This window comes from Bifidobacterium choladohabitans, assembly GCF_016102005.1.
In the GTDB taxonomy this organism is placed as follows: Bacteria; Actinomycetota; Actinomycetes; order Actinomycetales; family Bifidobacteriaceae; genus Bombiscardovia; species Bombiscardovia choladohabitans.
In genome coordinates this window covers 1-22,354 of record NZ_JACFPL010000002.1, presented here as the reverse complement: position 1 = coordinate 22,354, position 22,354 = coordinate 1, and the positions used below count along the sequence as shown (strand labels likewise).

The 22,354-nt window shown below is 55.9% G+C and carries 14 protein-coding genes and 1 tRNA gene; 9 read left to right on the top strand and 6 right to left on the bottom strand.

Going from position 1 to position 22,354, the window contains the following annotated elements; genetic code table 11:
- Position 1: 1 nt before the first annotated feature.
- The gene (locus H3S97_RS03640; protein ID WP_198219679.1) at positions 2-1,111 is read right to left on the bottom strand and encodes an endonuclease/exonuclease/phosphatase family protein; all 1,110 of its coding nucleotides are present in this window, start codon (positions 1,109-1,111) and stop codon (positions 2-4) included.
- A gap of 123 nt (positions 1,112-1,234) precedes the next feature.
- On the opposite strand from H3S97_RS03640, the gene H3S97_RS03635 reads away from it, so the two are divergent.
- Both H3S97_RS03635 and H3S97_RS03630 read left to right on the top strand, forming a co-directional pair.
- Positions 1,235-1,307: transfer RNA gene (locus H3S97_RS03635), tRNA-Arg, on the top strand.
- Between the two features lie 165 nt (positions 1,308-1,472).
- Positions 1,473-2,342 (top strand): class I SAM-dependent methyltransferase, encoded by an 870-nt coding sequence (locus tag H3S97_RS03630; RefSeq protein ID WP_232356264.1) that lies wholly within the window; start codon positions 1,473-1,475, stop codon positions 2,340-2,342.
- 289 nt (positions 2,343-2,631) lie between these two features.
- Here the strand turns inward: H3S97_RS03630 and H3S97_RS03625 are convergent, their stop codons facing one another.
- From H3S97_RS03625 to H3S97_RS03605, 5 genes are all read right to left on the bottom strand, one after another.
- A complete protein-coding gene (locus tag H3S97_RS03625) occupies positions 2,632-3,486 on the bottom strand; it encodes a helix-turn-helix domain-containing protein (RefSeq protein WP_198219677.1) in 855 nt (284 codons plus the stop codon).
- Between the two features lie 235 nt (positions 3,487-3,721).
- Complete coding sequence (locus H3S97_RS03620; protein WP_110412545.1) at positions 3,722-5,059, bottom strand: ABC transporter substrate-binding protein; 1,338 nt, start codon at positions 5,057-5,059, stop codon at positions 3,722-3,724.
- Positions 5,060-5,193: 134 nt separating this feature from the next.
- Positions 5,194-6,168 (bottom strand): carbohydrate ABC transporter permease, encoded by a 975-nt coding sequence (locus tag H3S97_RS03615; RefSeq protein WP_198184058.1) that lies wholly within the window; start codon positions 6,166-6,168, stop codon positions 5,194-5,196.
- Positions 6,165-7,103: a carbohydrate ABC transporter permease gene (locus H3S97_RS03610; protein WP_029677855.1), complete on the bottom strand. Its 939-nt coding sequence runs from the start codon at positions 7,101-7,103 to the stop codon at positions 6,165-6,167. Before H3S97_RS03610 ends, H3S97_RS03615 begins: the two co-directional genes overlap by 4 nt.
- A gap of 444 nt (positions 7,104-7,547) precedes the next feature.
- Entirely contained in the window at positions 7,548-12,020 is a 4,473-nt protein-coding gene (locus H3S97_RS03605) for a discoidin domain-containing protein (protein ID WP_232356263.1), read from the bottom strand.
- Between the two features lie 501 nt (positions 12,021-12,521).
- On the opposite strand from H3S97_RS03605, the gene H3S97_RS03600 reads away from it, so the two are divergent.
- The 7 genes from H3S97_RS03600 to H3S97_RS03570 all read left to right on the top strand — a co-directional run bounded on the left by H3S97_RS03600 (position 12,522) and on the right by H3S97_RS03570 (position 22,046).
- Positions 12,522-12,971, top strand: a complete 450-nt coding sequence (locus tag H3S97_RS03600) for a MarR family winged helix-turn-helix transcriptional regulator (RefSeq protein WP_198219675.1) — start codon at positions 12,522-12,524, stop codon at positions 12,969-12,971.
- The gene (locus H3S97_RS03595) at positions 12,968-13,912 is read left to right on the top strand and encodes an MFS transporter (protein WP_198219674.1); all 945 of its coding nucleotides are present in this window, start codon (positions 12,968-12,970) and stop codon (positions 13,910-13,912) included. Before H3S97_RS03600 ends, H3S97_RS03595 begins: the two co-directional genes overlap by 4 nt.
- Positions 13,801-14,397 carry an MFS transporter gene (locus H3S97_RS03590; RefSeq protein WP_232356301.1) on the top strand — a complete coding sequence of 199 codons (597 nt, stop codon included), beginning with the start codon at positions 13,801-13,803 and terminating at the stop codon, positions 14,395-14,397. The genes H3S97_RS03595 and H3S97_RS03590 overlap by 112 nt, the downstream gene beginning before the upstream one ends.
- Before the next feature lie 85 nt (positions 14,398-14,482).
- Positions 14,483-14,710, top strand: a complete 228-nt coding sequence (locus H3S97_RS03585; protein ID WP_198219673.1) for a hypothetical protein — start codon at positions 14,483-14,485, stop codon at positions 14,708-14,710.
- 35 nt (positions 14,711-14,745) lie between these two features.
- Positions 14,746-15,282, top strand: coding sequence for a Panacea domain-containing protein (locus H3S97_RS03580; RefSeq protein WP_198219672.1), 537 nt, complete (start codon positions 14,746-14,748; stop codon positions 15,280-15,282).
- Between the two features lie 555 nt (positions 15,283-15,837).
- On the top strand, positions 15,838-16,416 hold the full coding sequence (locus H3S97_RS03575; RefSeq protein ID WP_198219671.1) for a hypothetical protein: 579 nt from the start codon (positions 15,838-15,840) through the stop codon (positions 16,414-16,416).
- A gap of 1,805 nt (positions 16,417-18,221) precedes the next feature.
- Positions 18,222-22,046: an RCC1 domain-containing protein gene (locus tag H3S97_RS03570; protein WP_198219670.1), complete on the top strand. Its 3,825-nt coding sequence runs from the start codon at positions 18,222-18,224 to the stop codon at positions 22,044-22,046.
- The last annotated feature ends 308 nt before the right edge of the window (positions 22,047-22,354 follow it).

Below are 22,354 nucleotides of genomic sequence, written 5' to 3'. Positions count from 1 at the left end.
CCTACTCCACCATCACTGTGGCCAGCAGAGCTGCATGATCCGAGCCCGCTATGGGTACGGCCTGCAGCCGATTGGCCCTGATGTCACGGTCCACCACAACATGATCGATGGCTGCCAACCTGGGCAAGGGGGCCTTGTCGGCCGGCCAGGTCATGCTCATGCCATGTCCGGCCTGACGCGCCCCGTCGCTGAACCGCTCCCCCAGCATGTCTCGGAATACCGCATGGTCATAGGTGGCGTTGAAGTCGCCCATCAGCACGTATCGCGTGTGCTCGTGCTTTCGCAGTTTCCCCAGGTCAGACACGCTGCGTCGCCAGGCGTTCCAACTGCCCGGTTGCGGCGAGGTGGTATGGACCGAGACGAATCTGACGCTGGTCTTGCCCCTGCCGAAGTCGATGCTGGCCGCCGGCATCATGGAGGAGCGGGAACCCACGTCGTCCTTTGAGGGCGACTGCATTGGCGCGGCCGTCCAAAGGCCGTTGGCATATTCCTTCGAGGATGTGGAAAGCTGCTCGTGGGGCAGATAGCGGTCGATACCGGCCTTGTGCAGACGGTCCACAAAATCCTCGCTGACCTCCTGCAGAGCAAGCACCTCGACCCTGTTGTCGCTGACGGTCTTGACCACCTGATCGGCATCGGCCCGACCCTTGTAGACGTTCAGCGTCATGACCCGGGCCACATCGTCGTACCGGTCGGGATGCCCAAGGGCCATGAGCTGATCGGCTTTCCCATTGAGCTCGGAACCCTCCTGGTAGAAGGGGTACTGCCAGTAGACATTCAGGGCCAAGGCGGCGATAAGCACCAAAGCCGTGAACCATCGTGAAGCCATGAGAGCCAGGACCAGGGCCAGCAGACCCAAGAGGATGAACCAGGGCGTCAGCGCGGCCAGGTCCGGCAGGTATGGGATCGTTGACAGCCATGCCGGGCAGGCACGCGCCGCCAGAGCCAGCAAGCTGACCAACGCCAGCAGCCTGGCCGTCCACCCAAAGACATGCTTCACCAGGAAGGACTGTCTGAATCTCGCCATGGTCTCCTCCAGCAAATCATCGCCGACCCGGTCCCGTTGTGAGGAATGCACAGTCAGCTCGGCCGTTGAGCAATTGTAAACCATGACCGCATGGCGAGCAGGGATAGGGGGCCAACTTCTCCAGGAAGAGCACGGTCCCAAGGCCTTCCCTTGGCCCCACACCAGCGACCTGCCCAAGTCCCACCTCGTGGTACAGTAGTTTCCGTTGCCCCGGTAGCTCAGGGGATAGAGCACTTCTCTCCTAAAGAAGGTGTCGTGCGTTCGAATCGCATCCGGGGCACCCTGTATTTGCCAACGAAGTAAATATTCAGGATAATAAAGAGTTGCATATTCGCACATGACTGACGAGTCTGCGCAAATATGCACTTGAAAACCTGCTCTGGATACTGTCCGGCTCGATCACTGTTGATAAGCCTAATCAGAAAGGAATACCGTGCCTCATCAAATGCACCAGAAAGAGGATGTAGAGGATAATCTCCTCAACTGGAATGACAGGGCAGTTGTGCATGCCAACGGTGGCTATGGAGACCTTGACGCATTTGCGGATGACCCATCGGCCCTGTCGTCAGTAACCCTGCGAGATCTGGAGGTCTTGAAGCCCCATCTGCCAGGACACAGCATCAAAGGGTTGCACCTTTTGCATCTGCAATGCCATATAGGCTCTGATACCCTGTCATGGTGGCGCTTGGGAGCACGAGATGTATATGGACTGGATTTCTCTCCCACCTCGCTGGATTATGCCAGGAAACTGTCTGAACGGGCCGGCGCATCCGTAACCTATGTTCAAAGCGATGCTCGTTGCGCTGCCGATGCCATGCCCGAGCAGAAAGGCTCATTCGATGTAATCGTCACCAGCTGCGGAACCATCACCTGGCTTCCCGATTTGAAGGACTGGGCTCGTTCAATCGCCTCTCTTCTAGCAGACGGTGGAATATTCATGATCCGCGACAACCATCCACTGCTTTTCGCCTTGAACAATGAGGGCATGTCGATAGTTCAAGATTATTTTGGCGGAACAGAAACGACCTACGAGACGGATCAAAGCTACACGTCAGCAACCGACTCGCTCGAAGATGGGACAAAACCCCAAATTACCCACACCACCAATCACAATTGGGCTCATGATTTCCAGGAAATAAGCGGCGCTCTTCTGGATGCCGGACTGACTATAGAGGCCATCGGCGAGCATAATGTGGACGACTGGCAGTCACTGCCAATGCTTGAGTACAGTCCAGACCTCCAGGGATGGATCATGCCCCTCAATCAGCCTCAGATCCCCCTGACCTTCTCGATGGTAGCCAGAAAGAAAGTTTGACCGGCAAGTACGAGCGTGGTTTTGCTTAGACATGATCTGACTTGGCCCGGCGGCCCGTCCAGCAGATTGGCTTCTGTTAATTGCGTTGCAGCATAACTTGCGCAACGCAATTAACAGAAGCACTCCGTGCCGAATTACGATAACGCATTATCGTTCACCTTCGATCCCGCCAATGTCGAGAGACAGATCCGTGGAAGGCCAGGCTGTGAGATTGGGTAAACCGCGCATTTTAGAAATGCGTTTATATGGGTAAGACGCTGGAGCCGACAGCCCAATCAATACGTGTCAGTTACTCGCCTTGCTTGAGCCTGCGATATTTCATGGGCGTCATGCCCGTGTTCTTCTTGAAGGAGGCGCACAATGAGGATTCGGATGTGAAACCGCACTGCTGACAAATCTGGCGTATGGACATCCCGGTGTTTACCAGCAAATACTGCACCGCGTGGATACGGGAATCCACCAGGTAGGCATGCGGCGTGATGCCTGTTTCCTGTTTGAACAACCGAATGAAGTGGTACTCGCTCAGAAAGACCCGTTTGGCCAGCTCGGAGACGGTGAGCGGCTCATACAAGTGGGAGGACACGTAGGCGATCGTGTCCTCAACCACCTCCTCCTGCTTTCGTTTGAAGGAACGCGGCTGCTCATCGGCAAACTCGGTGAGCAGATCGGTGATGTATTTGGACATCCTCGCTTCCGAATAGCCGTTCTCCGCCGTCATTAAAGAAGTGATGGTCCGCATCCGCTCCAAGGCGTAGGTCTCGGAGGAGAGCATGAAGACGTTGCTCAGCTTCCTGATGATGTAGTCGTAGTAGGGCCGGGCCATGATGCCGTCGAAGTGGAGCCATTGGGCGGTCGTCGGGACATCAGTGCCGTAGGCATGGTGTGCGTAGCAGTTGACCAGCGCAAATCGGCCCTCCTCGGCTACGAAGGACCCTTCAGGCAGGTCCAGTGTCAGCCTGCCGCTATCGATATGAATGATCAGATAGCTGTCAAAGGATCGTCGCTCCAACCTGTAACCGGGTTCATAGGAGAATTTGCCCACCCGTAGCGGATAGAAAAATGTTGTTCGCGCAATAGCCGAAGGGGTGTGAATCAAAAAGTCAGAGGCCTTGACATCAATGCCGTGTTCAGCAGGCTTCGCCACAATCTCCCCTCCTTCCCGCAAAAACACGTTCCTACAAATCAGGACAGCCGCTCTTGACGACCCCTAAACAAACGCAGGAGTACGCAAGCAACCGGCAGCTTCAACCTTACGCATGAAGCCACGAGACAATACATTCATCAGTCACAGGGCATCGTCCCTGCCCTTACAGCAAAGCCGTTGCCTCATACTCAAACAATACAAGGCAACGGCGGCGTTTTCATTTACTTTATGAAGATCAATGTACGTTGAAGCCCTGCTGCTTACCGTATTCCTTCAGGTGCTTCTGCCAGGCATCCACACCCTGCTTCAGAGTGATCTTCTTGTCGGTGTAGGCGGAACCGACGTCGTCAGCGAATACGGTCCGCGCATAGACCTCGAAGGGCAGCGTGGCGTGGCCAGGGATCACATCGCTTGCCGCCTTGGCCAGAACCTCGTTATACTTCTGACCGCCGAAGTATTCGATGTCATCGCCCTTGGTGTTCTTGACGGTGGTGGCCTCCTTGAACTTCTTCGATTCGGTGGTCTTCACGTCGTCAGGGAATGAACCGCCTGCCACGCGAGCGTCAATGCTGGCCTGATTTCGCGAGATGAAATCAATGTACTTATAGGCTGCATCGGTCTTCTTGCTTGAAGCCATAATCGCCAGCGACGAACCGCCATGGTTGGAGTTGACCGCGGATCCATCCTGGGTGGGCATGGTAGTGACCCTCCACTTGCCAGCTTGGTCAGGTGCCACGTTGACCAGCGTGGTTGGGATCCAGCAGCCGATCAGCGCAGATGCGAGCTTGCCATTGTTCAGGCTCTTGTTCCAGTCCTCGGTCCAGATGACGGTCTTGGTGTCGACCAAATCCTCGTCGATCATCTTCTGCCACCACTTGATGAAACTCTGAGTCCCCTTGTCGGAATCGAGGTTGATGGACAGATCCTTGCCATCTGCGGACAGCTTGTAAGGATGCCCGTTGGCCTGCCATATCATGGCGTCGAAGAAGCCCGCGTCACCGGAATCGGCAGCGATATAGGAACCCACCGCCCGAATCTTCTTAGCAGCCTCGTAATACTGATCCCAGGTCTTGATCTGGGTCGCATCAACGCCAGCCTTGTCAAACACATCCTTGTTGTAGAAGAAGGCCATGGCTCCAGAACCAAAGGGCAGTCCGTAGGGCTTTTTGTTGACCAGAACCGAATTCCAAGTGCCGGGATTGTAGAACTTCGAGTAGCCCTTGGTCCTGTCACTCAGATCAGTCAGCCGATCATTGATGGCATACTGGCTCAGGGCATAGAGTTCGATTTGCGCCACATCGGGTGCCCCCTTGCCTGCCTGGAAGGCGTTGTCAAGCGCCGTGTACTGCTCCTTGGCTGTCCCGGCGTTCTGCAGCTTGATCTTGATGTTCGGGTACTTCTTCTCGAACTCCTTGGTTGCGGCCTTCAAGGTGGGCTCCCATGCCCAGACGTTCAGCTCCACATTCTCGTCGCCACTGCTCTGCTTGCTACCGCCGCAGGCGGTGACGCCGAGAAACATGGCCAGCACGCCGGCACAAGCCACTAGACGCTTCAGCCCTTTTGCATGTTTCATTACATCACTCTTTTCTCTTAGTGCTTTTCATCAGCTTTTATTGGCATGAATCCTTGCCGCATGACAGACGAAAGACTCCCTTCCCGGCCACTCACCCTGCGATTGGTTTAAGTGGCCGCAATCGCAAAATTCATTCATTCCTTGACCGCACCTGCAGCCAATCCGGACTGCCAGTACCGCTGGAGAATCAGAAAAGCGATCATCAGAGGAATGACAGTGATCAGCGATCCGGTGATGACGAGATTCTGTATGGCGTGACCGCCGGCAGTGTTGGCCTGGTTCTTCCATTGGTTCAGTCCGATGGTCAGGGGGTACCAATTGGCATCCTTCAACATGATCAGGGGCAGGAAGTAGTTATTCCAGGTGGCCACTATGGCGAACAAGGCTGTGGTGACGATTCCGGGAGCCAGCAGAGGCAGACTGATGGTCAGGAAGGTTCTGAACTCCCCCGCACCGTCAACCCTGGCCGCCTCCAGGAGCTCTGTAGGGACAGCCTGCTCGGAGAATATCCACATGAGGTACAGGCCGAAGGGACTGATAAGGCTGGGCAGAATCATGGCCCAGGGCGTATTGGTCAAACCCATCTTGGCGAACAGAAGAAACTGCGGAACAGCCAGGGCAATGCCAGGCACACTGATGGAACCCAGCACAACAGCGAAGACTGCCTTGCGGCCAGGGAACGTGAACTTGGCCAAAGCGTACCCGCCCATGATGGCCAGTACGGTTGCGCCACCCGCTCCCACTACCACGTAGAGCAGCGTGTTCAAAAGCCAACGTCCGAAGATGCCGTCCTCATAGGTGAAGACCGTGGTTATATTGTCCCAAAGCGCGAAGGTGTGACCAAACCAGAGGCCGAAGGTCGATGTGAAGTCAGACTGCGTCTTGGTGGCGTTGATGATCAGATAGGCGAATGGAAACAAGCAGTACAGAGCGAAGATGCCGGTAACCAGCGTCAGCGTCATCGAGCGACGGGGGTTCGCGGGATTGGAGAATCCGTTTTTTGCGGCGCGTTTGCGTTCCGCCCTTTCATCCCTGGCCACTCGCTTGGCACGTCTGCGTTCACGCGCCCGAATCGCTGAAGGCGTCTCATCCAAAATGTCAGAGGTCATTTCATCTGCTCCTTCAGACTGTTCAACTGGACCGCATAAGCGATCGCCATGGTGATCACCGCCATGACAATGGCCAAGGCCGCGGCATAATTCGACTGGTTGCCCGCGAAGCTCAGACTGTAGGCGTACATATTCGGCGTGTAGTAGCTAGTAATGGTGTTCCCAGGCACCATGTTCTGCATGATCGAGGGTTCATTGAACAGCTGGAAGGAGCCGATGATGCTGAAAATCACGGTGATGGCCAGACTTCCACGCAACTCCGGCATCTTGATCCGCCTAACGATCTGCCATTCGCTGGCCCCGTCGATTGCCGCCGCCTCATAGAGCGAATGCGGAATCGTAGACAGGGAGGAATAAAAGATCAGCATGTTGTAGCCGGTGTATTCCCAGGTCACGATGTTGCCGATAGACACCAGAAGAATATTGGAAGCCAGCAGGTCCAGATGCAAGCCGGTCCATGAATTGAAAGAGCCGACCAGTCCATACTTGGCCCCGTACATGAACCCCCAGATTAGCGTGGACACGACGGCAGGAACGGCATAAGGCAGGAAGGTGGAAATTCGGAAGAACTTGGTTCCGTGCAATCTCATGGAGTCAATCGCCAGAGCCAGCAAGGCTGCCAGAAAGAGGCAGAGCGGCGCCTGGATCAGCGTAAAAGCACTGACACGGCCGACCGAACTCCAGAAATGACCATCTGCGAACAAACGTTTGTAATTGCTGAGCCCGGCGAAAACCGTGCCGCCAACCATTCGTTTTTCAAAGAAAGAAATATAAATTGCGTAGATGATCGGGATGATGAACACCAGCAGGAAAGCCACAGCGAAAGGCCCCATGAACTTCCAACCGCGCCAATCCCGTCTGTGCTTGTTGACGGTGCTCGACTGCTGATTGTTCGCGACATCAGCTGGCCCTGCCGCCGATTTGGAAAATGTCATTATTCTCCTTTGAGATGTCTGATTGCGTGAACCCAACCCCCTACTGTCAACAACGACGAAGAAGAACTGGGTCAACAACCCGGAATCGAGGGAACGGACGCCCCTGCAACCGGCCGTTGAGCATCGAGATGTCAGAAACTGTCAGCCATTCAGACAACTCTGTTGAATGTAGATGTTTTGCTGTAAACGGTCACGACTGTTTTTCACATGCACACATCCTTGTGCCTCTTTTCATTACGTTGATAGTGCAATCATTAACGTACTTTCAGTCTATAAACAATTACAAGGCTCCGTACATGAAAACTGCTATCTAATATCGAAATATTGCTTTCACTTAAAAAGGTTTGTCTACTAACCACCTGAACGCGGTTCAGGTTAGCCTATTGCAACATTGGTGAACCAGAACCGCGCGTAAGGTGAGATGCCAAGAAACCCGTAGTGACCTTATCGTCTGCTTGACAGGTATCGCCTGCCGAGCAATGCCGCGAACGACGTCAGTGCCAGAGCTCCGATCAGCAGGGCTACCGAGATTATCGAAGCTCCTGAATGCGCCAGAACCGCATGTGAAGGTCCATCAAGCGGAGAATGGCTCCCGTTCAAACCCCCAGCGCCAATACCGGACGCATTCGTCCCGAAGGTCTTCACACAAATATTGAAGCTGGCGTTCACCCCGCGGTAGGCCACGACAATGGTCTTTTTGCCGGCCACGGTAGAGTCAAAGCCCGTCAAAGACAGCTCGGGATCATCCAAGGTCAAAGGCGTGACTTCTGTGTGATTCGTGTCCTTTGAGACATACACAGCACTGACCGCCAATCCGCTTGGGTCAAACCGCTCGCCGATGGCATAGCTGGTCTTCGTTGGCGGGACGACCTGCAAACCCTGCAAATCGTAGGATCGGTAGCGGACCGAGTAGACCCTGGAGCGCGAACCGTCAGCAGAGGTGACGGTAATCAGGCTCTTGCCTCCAATCCCGGTTCTTTCATCAGTCCGAACCACCTTGGCTGCGTTGTCCCTGCTAAAGGCCTGCAAGACCGGGTTGCTTTCGGAGCCAACCGGCAAATCGACTACATAATCATTGCGATCGGACGAGAAATCTGTAATGGTTTGTCCGTCCAAGCGCAGATCAGCCAGGTTGGCATCATTGCCTGGCTCAGGCTCGAAGGCCGAAATACTCTCCGTGCCGTTTACCTCAATCTCGGCCACGTTGATATACGTTTTGGTGTCCTGGAGACTGTTGACAAGCCGCACCGCCTTTGCCTGGACAGGGCTGGCCAGGGTGAAGGTCACCGTAGGCGCATCGGCTTCTGTGGAGGCATCAGTACCACCGGCCTGGGGAAGATACCATCCCGTCTTGGTTTCCAGCCGGTGCCAGTTGTCGGATTGATCGCAATATTCCAAGGTCTGCGACTTTGGCCAGGATGCTCGCCCATCCCAGTGGAAGACGGTCTTGACCTGGCTGATAGTCCGGATTTTGTCGAAGTTGAAGGTGGCTGTCGGATCGACATCCGAAGATGCCGACTGGGTGGACCACCCCGAGGCGACATGTCCGTCAATGGCTTTTCCAGCCGTATCACCATCCTGGACGTTGACTGAGAAGTGGGTGCCGGCGCCCCAAGCCAGATTTCTGACCGGGCCTACCCATGGACGGGCCCAGGCTTCGATTTCCGCCGCATCCATCCAGGCGTTGTCTACCGTGTTGACGATGCGGACCTTGCTGGCCCCTACCATCCCTGCTGCCTGGAAGGTCACGGTCTGACCAGGCTGCGGGTTGTTGACGACCTTCCCCAGCGGCTTCCAGTTGGCACCATCGTTGGTGTATTCAGCCTTGGCCGACACCGGCGGATGATCCTTGTATGTGATGGCCACCCGATCCAGCTGACGCACTTGCCCGAAGTCAAGATTGGCAGTTGGGCTATGGCGGTAGTTGCCGGCCGAATTCCATGTCGCCCAGGCTTCCTCCCGCATATTGCCATCAGTGAGTTTCCTCCACTGATCCTCCTTGCCATACTCAACGTCTTGGTCGGTAACGGTCAGATTGTAACTGACATCAGCCACGTTCTGTGGTTTGGCTGCCTCCAGATACAGGCTGAAAGATAGGGGCAGGGAACGTCCTCCGCTTACGGACAGGGTACCTTTCACAGGCACCACGTCACCCTCGTGCGCCCGGTCCAGCTTTCCTTGAAGATCAGCCCAATCCCAGCTGACGGCATGAGGGTCGACCTTGATGGCCGGCGAAGCCTTGACATGGGCGTAAACGGTGGTGGCTTCCATCGCTTTGCGGGCCTCCCGGGCATCTGAACCGAAGAAAATAGTGGCGGAAGCAGGATCGGTCACGGTAAGATCGCCCACGAAAACCGATGCCTGGCAAGGGAATGTATTGCCGAAGAAATCAGTGGCAACGCCTTGAACCTGATAGGTTCCCTCTCTGCCCACATCAACGGCCTCGGTCTTCCAGACCACTGGTACAGGCTCCCCCTGACCCCAGGAATAATAGGGAATCACAGTTTGAGGCATGGTCACGAATCCGCCAAGCGGCACCTGGACCGTAGTCTTTTCGGCACCGGTCGGCTCCGTAGATCTGAAGTACCAACCTTGGTTGTCAGCACCGGTCGATTCTGCCACAGCGATCGTGGCACCCGCATCAGTCCGCTGACCAGTCACGTCCAGGGCAACCTTGTCTGCCTGGTTGACCAGACTGAAGGTCTTGCCATTTTCCGTATTGAGCATCCAGATGAACCGTCCATCGGTACCGATCGATGCTCTGGTACCCGCCCGCATCCGGCCATCCGCACACAGGAACTTGTCCCCGTCCGAAGAAGAGATCAGGTACCGACGCACCATAGGGCTGCCGGCAGACGGCTCGACGCTGTGAACAGTGAAGGCCTGGGATCGTCCCTGATCCGGATTCTTGGCCATGCCTTCAAGCATGAGAAGACCATCGGAGGACGCGGTGAGCATCTTTCCTGACTGCTGCCCTTGAAGCTGAATCGTGCTGCCATCCTTGACCTGGGCCTGCGGGGAGACCCCGGATACGCCGGTGAGCTGTATGGAGGCGATGGAACGGGCCGGCAGTTTGACTGTGGCCGTCTTGGCTGCCGCATCAATGGTGACTCCATGCGGCTGCTCCTTATTGGAGTACTTGTTCATATAGCTCATATCAGCCGTGTATATATCCTGCTGATGATCAGGTTCGGTAGTCAGGAAGAGCTTCCCGCTCGCGTCGGAATCGATGTCCCCGTAGTTTGACAGATCGATGACCAGCGTCTGCGGCTGATCGCTGCCGTTACGGTGTATCACCGTCTGGGTCTTGCCATCTGCCGAGCTGGCGGTCATATTGTCCTTGGTGGCGTTATTGGCGGTGATGAAATCCCCTGGATGAATGAATTTGGTGTAGGCGCGAACAGCATTGTACTTCGCGTTGACCACGATCCGGCAGGGGCGAATTCCCGAGGTCTGGCCTCCATTGTTGTCCACTTCCCTGCGAGAGTAGAGCTTGCCGTCAACGCCGGCGACCGAGCAATCATAATCGAGAAAGACAGTGCCCCAATTGGTGTCCTCCCCCTTGGGATTGGCACTGTTGCCATTCATATCCTTGTCGCCAGTGGCCACATTGTAAAGGTCCTCACCGATTTGCCAGAAGGTGTAATCCCTGGACTGCAAGGCGTAGACATCGGCGTTGATCTTACCGGCCATGCCCAAGGCATTGTCGAAACCATAGGGATTGAAGCCTCCGGATTGCCAGGAGCCATCCACCTCGCTCATGGACAAGGCTTTGCCATCCCCCTGGGCAATGTCCCGGGCAGCCCGCTGGCGGTTGGTGCCATACCCGTGGGTGTTGTACTGGCCGATGGCATCCCTGACATCCTGCGGATAGCGATGGTAGGAATCGACAAACTGGCCTGAATCCGTCGCATCGGTAGCTGAAACCAAAGTCTGCTGCAGGCCTTCTGCATCCAGAGCCGATCTGAGCGCGCGTATGACATTGCCGGCTGTCCCAGTATCGACATGCATACCCTCCTGGGGCTTTTTGACCTCGGTGGTATATGGCGTAACAGCCTTGTTCTTACCCTGGTAATACCGATTCCAGTATCGGTCGATCAGAGCACTGTCCTCGGCTGGCCAAGCATCCGAAGCCCGTCCTCGCGGCGAACTCCAGTATCCGGTCTCCGACTCGTTGAGCGGCTCAACTGTATTGACCCCAACCCGGTTCCCATTGTCGGCCTGGAGCTGCGACAGATGCCGGGTTACCGCAGCCAGATACTGTGCGAATTTGTCCGCATCCGCAAGGTTGTTGGCATTCCCGCTATCACCTCCGCTCACATACCCGCTTTCCGTCATGAACCAGGGAGCTGCGTTGGCTGCGGCTTCGACGTGGTCGATGTCATGGTTCTGAGCTCCCCTTTTCAGCCACCACTCCTGAGCCTTGACGTCGCGGGCCTGTGGGGAATCAGAGGTCGCGGATCCCCACACATAGGAGGCATCGCTGTGAGGATCGAAAGCCCGATCAATGCCGGCCTTGTTGGCCATCGTCGTCGCCAGACCGCCGTAAAGGCCCAAAGAGCCGTCCGGGTCCTGGGCCCAGTAGCCGGGCATGGCGGCGCCTTGCCGCATGAACGGATAACCATATGCCACGTCCGAGGCATTGCCACCGCCTATGTTGTAGCGAGCCTTGTTGAGACCAAGACCCTCCTTACCGAAGATGCTCGTATAGAAATCCTCACGAAGTTGCCGCCCATAGGCCAAAGCCTTGGCATCGGTCTGAGGGTCTCCGCTGGATTGACTGATTGAACCGGGTTCTCCATAGTTGCCTGTGGCATTGGCAAACCATGCCAGGGAAGTTCCCCAACCCTGGAAGGGGCCATCGGCATACCAGGGATTCGGCGTCACATTGATTGTTTGCTCATCCTCCGATGCCATGGCTGGAGTCGCCATCGATGCACCAGTCAGAAGAACGGCCCCTGCCATCAATCCTGCAAGTACCCTGTGGGATATGCTCATGTCCTGTACCTTCATTCTTCTCTGAATAGTCAGACTGTCCACCCGTCAGCTCATCCCGGGGTCCTGGCATTTAAGGCGCCATTGCTACAAAATAAGGACCCTGTCACGAGACATGATTACGTGCACTGCTCTGTCGCAGACCATGCCATGCGGGAGTTGCCAGCTTCCAACCACCTACATATGAGCCGGAAGGAAAGACTTCTGTTTGCCTATACGGTAAGCCCGGGAATCGGGCATTTTCCCTGCATAGCAAGAAGATGATATTTGTTGCCGAAATCCGGCAATACGAGGCAGCCGCAACCTCAGGCTGGCTGCGGCACAAGCGATCCGGCAAAGCGGTCAATTATCCAATGCTGCACAGCTTGTCCATACCCGGGAGATTATTCATTAGGTAGCTAACGATCTAACCGAGGAGAGCCTTTGAGCGGAGACTACGGCAAGCGGATCAAAAGGGCGGCCAACCTTATGTCACGGTCCATGGATGCCTATGCGACCAAGTACGGGCTGACCGGCACCCAGATGTCCATCATCGACTTCCTGGGAGAGTCCCAGGACCACACCCAGCGGGACATCGAGATGGAATTCGACATCCGCCCGTCCACAACAACCAAAATCCTGCAGCGTATGGAGGCCAGCGGACTGGTCGCCGCCAAACGGGACCCCAGGGACGGCCGTCAACGCATCATTGCACCCACCACCAAGGCACGGGGCCTGCAGAAAGCCGTGCGGGCATATATCGACAACCAGCAAAAGGCGACGGAGCGCCGGTTCAATCAGCGGGATCTGGCTGCCTTCGACCGCGTGCTGGCCTATTTCACCACCTTGAATTCCGACGATCCCTCCCAGGCTGGAAAGGAGTCTCGCTCATGAGCGCAACCCAAGCAACGCAACAAGCGCAAAACACAGCAATCCCCCGCAGGGTAATAGGCGCGGTGGTGGCCACCGGCATCATGTCCTTCTGCGGCGTGATTGTGGAAACGGCCATGAACATCACCTTCCCGGCCCTCATGAGCCACTTCGGTATCGGGACCTCCAGCGTGCAATGGATGACCACCCTCTACCTGCTGGTCGTCGCCTCCATCACCACGCTCTCGGCGGCCCTGAAGCGCCGATTCCGGAGCCGGACCCTCTTTCTGTGCGCCAACCTGCTTTTCCTGACCGGACTGGTAACCGACGCACTGGCTCCGGTCTTTCCCCTCCTGCTGCCGGGAAGGGCCATACAGGGGCTGGGAACCAGCATCGCCCTGCCCCTGATGTTCAACATCATCCTCCAGGAGGTTCCGACAAAGCGCATCGGCACCATGATGGGTGTAGGCACCCTGATTACGGCCATCGGACCAGCCGTCGGCCCCACCTTCGGCGGTCTGGTAGCGACCACCATCGGATGGCGTTTCGTCTTCATCATTCTGATTCCCGTACTGCTGATCTCACTGGTGACGGGCCTGGCCTGCATACCTTCGGTTCCGGTGGCGGCAGATGGCAACCAGGCCGGACTGGAGCCGATTGACATATTCCTTATGGTCCTGGGCTTTGCAGGTCTGATCTTCGGCATCAGCAACGCGTCGGCAGGATGGCTCTCCTGGAGATTCGGCAGAGCGCTGGCCCTGGACTTATCGCCTTGGCAGCGTTCACCCTCCACGCCCGGCATCAGGCCCAACCAATCATCGACGTGCGCCTGTTCAAAGACAGCCGCTTCTCCCTGCATGTCGGTGCCTACATCCTCTTCGAGATCAGCGCCTTGGCCCTCTCATTTATCCTGCCCAACCACCTGCAACTGGTTGATGACTGCACCTCGCTACAGGCCGGGCTAGTGGTGCTGCTGGGTGCGGCAATCGGAGCCGTTCTGGCCCCGCTCTCCGGCAGGCTCTACGATCAGCTTGGTCCACGCATCCCCATCATCAGCGGCAGTTGTGTGGCCCTGATCGGCCTCTTGGGATTCGCTCTCGCGGCCCGCCATCTGACAGTCCTGGCCATCCTAATACTCTATATTTTCTTCATGCTGGGCATCGGGCTGAGCTTGGGCAACATCATGACCAACGGCCTGCACCGACTGAGCCAGGAGCAGCAGGCCGACGGCAACGCCATCTTCAACACCGTCCAGCAGTTCGCAGCAGCCATCGGCAGCAGCCTGGGGGCCACCATCGTCGCAGCAGGCCAGGCCGCAGTCGCAGACAGACGACTGGGCACCATCAACGGCTCACAGCATGCACTGATTCTGTTATTAATCATCGTCGCCCTTGAGGTTCTGCTAGTCTTGGCCGCCCTGCGCCGCTCTCAGAAATCGCAAAATGCTTGAGGGATGGCTGAATGACCTTCAGTCCACGTCCAGGAAAACCCTCATCTCGTTTTCGCCGCGGTTGGACCAGACAAAATCAGGTTATGTGGGCGTTATCGAAGACCCGATCACTTCCATCTCCCCCGCCAACATCGAACGCATCGCTGAGGGCGTGCGCCAGACCCGCTACCCAAACGAGTCCATACTGGCCCATGAATTCGGCCACGCCATCCATCTGCTGGCGGACATCTATCCGCAGACCACACTGCCCTACCCCTGGAACACCAACCCTGTCAGCCATGACTACAGCGGGCATATGTACCAGCTGCCCTGAGGACGCAAATCAGCATGAAAGGAGGCAAGAATCACATGCTTGCATTGACTATCGCCAACATGTTGATCTCCTATCCTCATACACACCTGTATTTGACAAATATGAAAATCAACAAGCTGGTGTATTTCGCACAGGTTGAGTGCCTTCGGATACACAGGCATAGGCTTTTCGACGAACCTATACAAGCCTGGGAATGCGGCCCCGTGGCACCGAGCGTTTATGCAGCATTCAAAGAGTATGGCCCAAATCGGATAACTGCCCCAGCTATAATAGATGAGCATGATCAAACCGATTCTTCAGTCGGACTCCAAGCAGTGAGAAATGTAGTTCAAAGAGTTGCCGCTTTATACGGGCCATTGGCAGCCTTCGAACTTGTGGACTATCTACATCGCGACGGTTCAGCCTGGAAAGCTGTATATGAATCCGGCAAGAACAAAGAAATTACTGAAGAGGCCATGCTCCGCTCTCACGATGGCATTGATCATCCTGATTTGCGGAGAACCCTAGCCGGAGGTGTTCGTGCAGTCGATGAGCGATTCCCAAATGTGCTGAAACTGCTGGAAGACTCATAAGGTAACACTGCAAGGAACAAGCCGGCAAAAGAGTCGCCTTGCAAGATTCGTCTTCTTGGGTTTTCAAAATGGACAACGAATTGGATATTGACGATTCAGACGAACCTAAGCGCAATGGCATGTATCGCTGGATACGAGAAATGATCAGCAGACAGACAACATTCACTGAACAAGCCGCACAACTCAGAAATGCAGCCAGACTCATATGAATTTCTAGCAATTGTTTCTGTATTGGTAAATAGCCGGTAAGAAAACAATGTGACAAGCACACGTCTTCAGAGACTTCCTCAAGGTAAATCACAATTCCTGTTGTGATCTCAAGCTTAAAGCAGGTAGGAATCGCATGCATGGTGCTAATCCGATTAATAAGAAGAGTGGCGGCTAATCAGGTAAATATAGCCAGATTTCGACCACGAAAGGTACAAACTGGTAAATATTCGTATATCCTGAATAACGAGCTAACATGGCTTTAACTAATAACCGCTCTTCTGAGTTATGAAACTAAATCTAATTAACAACGTCGTGAACCCTCCCCTACCTGCCTAAGGAGAACTGATGAAGAAGACAAAGGCTTTTGAGCAGACGGACTTTAATTCGACAGTGGCGCATCAGCGGGATTCCCACGGACACTTGGGGCGGCTCACGGCATTGCCAACCCGGTTCCATAGCGAAGCAAGGACGGCTGGCGCCATCTGGAAAAAACAAATAATCGCCCTTGTAGCAGTTTTGATGAGTGTGGCCCTGTTCTCGGGCTGCCAAGGATCGAATCGTTCAGAGCCGTCCGTGGAACAGGTCTCCAATTACCTTTCATCTTTGACAAAGTACGACGTTTCTGGTGACAGCAGCGTCACAACCATCTCCGCGAACAAGTCGGGAACCCTGTATGTACTTGCGCGCCGGGCCGATCTTAAGCAGACAGAAGCCGCGCAATGCAAGGTGAACGGACAAGCCATGCAGCGCTCTTCTTCAAACTTGAATTACCCAGCAGGCGACGGTCAGAATTTCTTCCCCTTTGCAAAGATCGACATTAAACAGGGGGACCCGCACAAACTCTCATGCGACCAGCCGAATGGTGTCAAATTGATTGCATTGCTCGATCCTCACGTTCGGAGTTTGCCGAAGCAGGCCGCATAATTCCGGGTACAGCCTCCTGCACTGATCCGGCACATCGCCATATTGATGCAATGAAGAAAGTGCGACGCAAAGCTCTACGGGTATTCATCACATCCGCAACGGCCGTATCAGCACTCGCTCCAGCAGTAGCGGCCCACATTCACTGCTGATAATCCCCAATTACAAGCTACTACCTACACCCTATAAGGAAAGCGGTGTAGCTCTAAAGCGATGCATATAGTTTAAGAATAAGTTCTCACGTTTGTCTGTGGCTCAAGGCCGATTCAAAATGCCATTGACATCCTTATCCACGCCTACACGTTCAGACCCAAGCCGGACCAGATCGCATTCTTGAGCGGGTGCAGCAGAATACCGTAAAGAGACAGCCTTATGGTCGCTCACAAGTAACGCCAGCGGGATGGGAGACCTTCCAAGCAACCGGTCCCGCTGGTAAATCCTCAATCAATCATCCAATGGGGCAGAATTCCCCGGCATGACAGCTACTCGGAGTTGTTTGATCTACCCATTGGTGCCAATCTGTACTTCCGTTACCTCCTTGAGGGGCTGATGGGGCCGCCGGAGCCTGCGAGGCTCCGCCGCCTCCACCGACACGTTGACCGGTGGAAGAGGCGGATCTATCCCATTTACTCAGCACAGCGGCGGATTCAATCTTCAGGACTACCCCAACCTGTGGAACCAGCTACAGCAGGGCCACGAGGGACCAGCCATTGACAACGAGGGGAACTGCATCGCCGATTGTTATGGATGGACAGGCTCTAATTAGGCTTTTACAGAACCAGAAAGAGAGCTTGTTGGCATGGCTAATGCTAAAGACCCCCTCCGCTCGGCCTGCGCTGCAAGACCATCCCATCCATTTGCCGGTGCTCCACCTCGCTGATGCCCAACGCCAGCCTCGCCGTTCTTCTGCACATGCCTCCATCCTTTTGCTGCACTCGGCCAAATATCAGCAACCACATGGGACGATCATGGAGATAAAAGGCAAGTGAGTCGACGTGTTCAGTTCTACCTCGCTGCCCCTTTGCCTGTCTCTATGACATCTTGCCGCAGACCGACAGTCTGCTCTTGGCGCCTCATACCCAAGTCAGGACTCGGAAGGTCGCTCTTGTGCTTCCGCATACTGTTGGGCTGCTTGGCGTATGACGGCAGAAAAAGTCAGCATTGATTAACAGAACTTTTGCACGCAAGCATACCGAGTCGTTGCACTTTGTGTCGATATTTGCCATCACCTTGATAAATTGCTGCCGCTAAAACCAAGTTTGATCAAGTAATCAACTATGGCCATCTAGCATAAGATCGACTGCAATCAGAATGTGTGTACTAGCAACCGAATAGAAAGCCTGGATGATACATCACCAGGTCCTGTATTGCTGTCAACACCGCATTCTCAACACATCGACAAACCCACATCGTCCGCTACGAATCTCTCGCATACCTGCATAGAACTCCATGGTTTCATAGCTATCGGTTTTCCCTAATGAACTTTTGGCATGCATAGCACTGTTTTGAGTTCGCTCTCCTCGCTGATGCATTGATAACAATACCTATTTCCCTGGCATCCCTTCTGTTTCGCTTACCAAATCGGTAATGGACCCTCAGAAACGAAAGGCCAACCATGGATGAAAAGCCGACGAGCGCCATTAAATCGTCAGAAAGTAAACAGAAATTTCTCAATTTTATTTGTTCTAGACCATCAGCGCTTATGCTACTGTGTCATTAGCGGCCAAAGTTGTCTTCGGCACGTGTTTCGCCGGATGTTGGGGATTCTTGACAATATGGCTGCGATTCCTGGGGAAGGGGATCATACTATGCCTCGTCAGCACTCTAATATAACTGTATCCGCTCGACCGGCCTTGTTGATCAGCCTCCTGCTGGCCATTATTCTGCCCACAAGTCTCCTGATCTGCACCTATGCCACGGCAGACAGCGCCACAACCCAATCCAGTGCGGCCCGCGCAGTAGCGCCGACCCCATATGGGAATAGCGGGGAGGAGGGGGATCGTGAAGCTAAGCAACAGTCCAGCAATGCTCCTGACATCACCACCCAGCCAACCGGAACGGCAACAACTCCTACTTCTCCATCTCCTCTGGCCACATCCTCCCCTCTGAATCCCACACAACCGACCCCCTCCATCTCCCCCACGCCGGACAAGACCGGGACTCCCGACGACAAAGACAACGCTGGACTGCAATCACGCGCCTTCACATCGCACACCGTCACCTTCAGCAACCCCCAAGGCACCGACACGGCACAAACCATAGCTGACGGCGAGCGCGCGAAACGTCCAGCGAATCCGACCAAAGATGGCTACCTGTTCGACGGCTGGTTCATCGGTTCAACACCCGTCGCCTACGATTTCAACCAGCCCATCACCAACGATCTGAAGCTCACCGCTCATTGGACCAAGGCGGATGCCTGGAGCATGAGCCCCATGCAGGGGCCGGTCGCCGGCGGCACGAAAGTCACCCTGACCCCGCCCGGACCCCGAGGAATACGCTTCAGCCAGGTCAGCGCTGGAAGGGGGCACATTCTTGCAGTCGCCTCGGACGGCAACCTCTACGCCTGGGGAAGCAATGATCATGGCCAACTCGGCGACGGGACCACCACTGAACGTCATGAGCCGGTCCCGGTGAAGAAACCCCAGGGCGTATCCCAGGATTTTACCTGGGTCCAGGCCTCAGCCGGATACTTGTTCTCCGTGGGTCTGGGATCAGATGGCAAGCTCTACAGCTGGGGCGACAACACCTATGGTCAGTTGGGGAACAACACTACAACCGCGCATTACACTCCCGAACCTGTTAACTTGCCACAAAATGCCCCATCCGGGTTCACATGGAAGCAGGAAGCGGTAGGTAGCCTGCATGCTCTTGGCCTAGGATCCGACGGCAAGCTCTACAGCTGGGGCGACAACGATCATAACCAACTGGGGGACGGCACTACCACTGAACGGCATGCCCCCATCCAGGTGAAGATGCCAAGCGGAGTACCCTCCGGATTCACATGGAAGCAGATGAGCGGATGGGGATGGCATTCTCTGGCCTTGGGATCGGATAACTGGATCTACGGCTGGGGCGCAAATACCCGTGGTGAAGTGGGTACAGGATCAATCACCGATAATAAGATCACGCCCGTCCGAATTGCCACACCGCAAGGTGTTCCCTCCAATTTCACCTGGGGACAGTTCCAAATGGGGGACTACTACTCGCAAGCTATCGGGTCCGACGGCAACATATATACATGGGGTTACGGCGGAAACGGCAACGTTGGCAATGGGTCCACCGTTGACGTGTACGGCCCAACTCAAGCGCATAAACCCAATGGAGTGCTACCTAATTTCTCTTGGAAACAAGTAAGCCTCCTATCTGTTGCATCACTGGCCATTGGCTCAGACGGAAACCTCTACTCCTGGGGTGCCAATAACAATGGCCAGCTGGGCGACAACACCACTACCCAGCGAAACACCCCTATCCGGGTTGCTGCGCCACAGAACGCACCAACTGGACTGACCTGGGTTCAGGTAAGCGCCGGTTGGGACAACAACTCTTTCGGCTTGGCCTCAGACGGAAACCTGTACTCCTGGGGCAAAAACGCCAACGGCCAGCTGGGCGACAACACCACCAACGATCGGCATATCCCCGGCCGGGTGAACCTGCCCGGTACCACCACAGTCACCGCAGTCAGCTTCGGTGGAACGGCAGGCACGAACATAAGCAAGAACGCGAATGGTACATGGAGCGTCACCACACCCGCGCATGCGCGAGGAAAAGTGGACACAACCGTCTCATGGACTTTGAACGGCCAGCAGCCGGACGCCCACCTGGCCTACAGGTACCTGGACTCCTACACCGTCACCTTCACCAGCACGGACAGCTCCTACCCGTCACCCTCCGGCATGCCCCAAAACCAGACCGTCACCGAAGGCAAACAGGCCAAACGCCCCTTCCCCAATCCGAAAGCGGATGGCTGCCTGTTCGACGGCTGGTTCATCAAGGACACCAGCAACGACTCCTGGATCGCCTACGACTTCAGCCAGCAGGTCACCGGCAACATCACCCTGGCAGCCCACTGGACCATAATGGACACCCACTGGGCCCTGAACCCACAAAAAGGCAACGTGCTCGGCGGCCAGCACATAACCATCACCCCGCCCACCATCAACCGGGGCATCCGCTTCAACCAGGCCAGCGCCGGAGGCTCCTTCTCCATAGGCGTCGCCAGCGACGGAAACGCCTACGCATGGGGCAACAACAAATACGGACAACTGGCTCAGAAACCGGCAGATGCCGCCATGCAGAAAACTCCAGTCAGAATCCCCCTGCCCGACGGCGCGGACTCCGGCTTTACCTACACCCAGGTTGCAGCCGGCGACTCGCACGTCCTGGCCATAGGATCAAATGGCATCCTCTACAGCTGGGGACGCAACGACCACGGGCAATTGGGCGACGGCACCACAACGGACCGGTACAAGCCCCAGCCCGTCAAGGACACCAGCGGACAGCCATTCAAAGCCGTACAGGTCAGCGCCGGCGTCGCAGACTCGGCCGCCATCGACTCCGAAAGCCGCGTCTACACCTGGGGCAGCGAAAGCACCGGCAAGGGCCAGACGCCCGCATACAGCACGGCCAGGAATACCCCGACTCCAGTCGCCGACCCGGACAATCCTGGGCAGGCCTTGCGTGCGGTCCAGGTCAGCCTCAACTGGAGCTTCGTCATGGCCCTGGACGCCGATGGCAACGTGTACAACTGGGGATACAACACGAACGGCCAGCTCGGCAACGGCACCAGCGACAGCACCAATTACGCATCCAATCCGGCCCGACTGCCCAATCAGTCCTTCCAAGCCACCCAAATCAGCGCGGGGAGTTGGCACGCCCTGGCCATCGATACGGACGGAAACACCTGGGCCTGGGGATACAACGGGTACGGCCAGCTGGGGGATGGCAGCACCAGCGACAAGTACAAGCCCCAAACCGTGCAGAACCCTACCAATACCAGCCAAAACCTTAAAGCCGCCCAGATCAGCGCGGGTGTGAACCACTCCCTTGTCGTCGGCCGTGACGGCAGCCTCTGGGCATGGGGATGGAACAGCAACGGGCAGCTGGGCATCGGCAGCACCGTCAATCAGAACAAGCCCGCGACCATCAAGGACCCCGCGAACAAGGCCCAAACCTTCAAAGCCGTTCGAAGCAGCGTCGGACAGCTCCATTCACTGGCCATCAGGCAGGACGGCAACCTCTGGGCCTGGGGAGACAACCAATACGGGCAGTTGGGCAGCAACCGAACGGCAGCCAAAAGCACAACCCCCCTGGCGGTTGCCTTCGATCCGACGCCTGTGGTGCTCACTGGCGTCAAGTTCGGCGGCATCGCCGGGACCAGTCTGTACCGGAACGCCGATGTCACCTGGAGCATCACCAACCCGCCCCACGACGCAGGATTCGTCGACGTGGCCGTCGACTGGACCATAGACCAGGCCGCACAGACGACCGCCCACCTGGGCTACACCTACGAGGGCATCCTGCCCAGGGCCGGCAGCGCCGGACTCCTGGTCCTGCTCGCCGCAGGACTGCTCACTGCAGCAGGCGCCACGGCAGCAGCCTCCCACCAACGAGAAAGCAGCAGCCGTCGCCACTAAACTCTTTGCACGAGTAAGCGGGGTGGCCCCGCAAACCCCAAGATTGCCGGGCCACCCATTTCCTTAGCCTGTTGCTGTGCTCTTTAGCTAAAGCTACATAATAGCTAAGAGGCAGAGTTGCCTGAACAAAATCGTGACTGGTGGGCGAAAAGGGTGTCCGCTCATGCTTGGCAATCCCCCGGGTCTTCTTCGTTGAAGAGCAATTACCAGATTCCCAACACTGGGCCTATAGGAACTAAACGCGTTGTTTTAGGTTCTGTGTGTGGGTTTGGTTGTGTGTTGGTCAGAGTGTGGTGTTGGGGTATCTG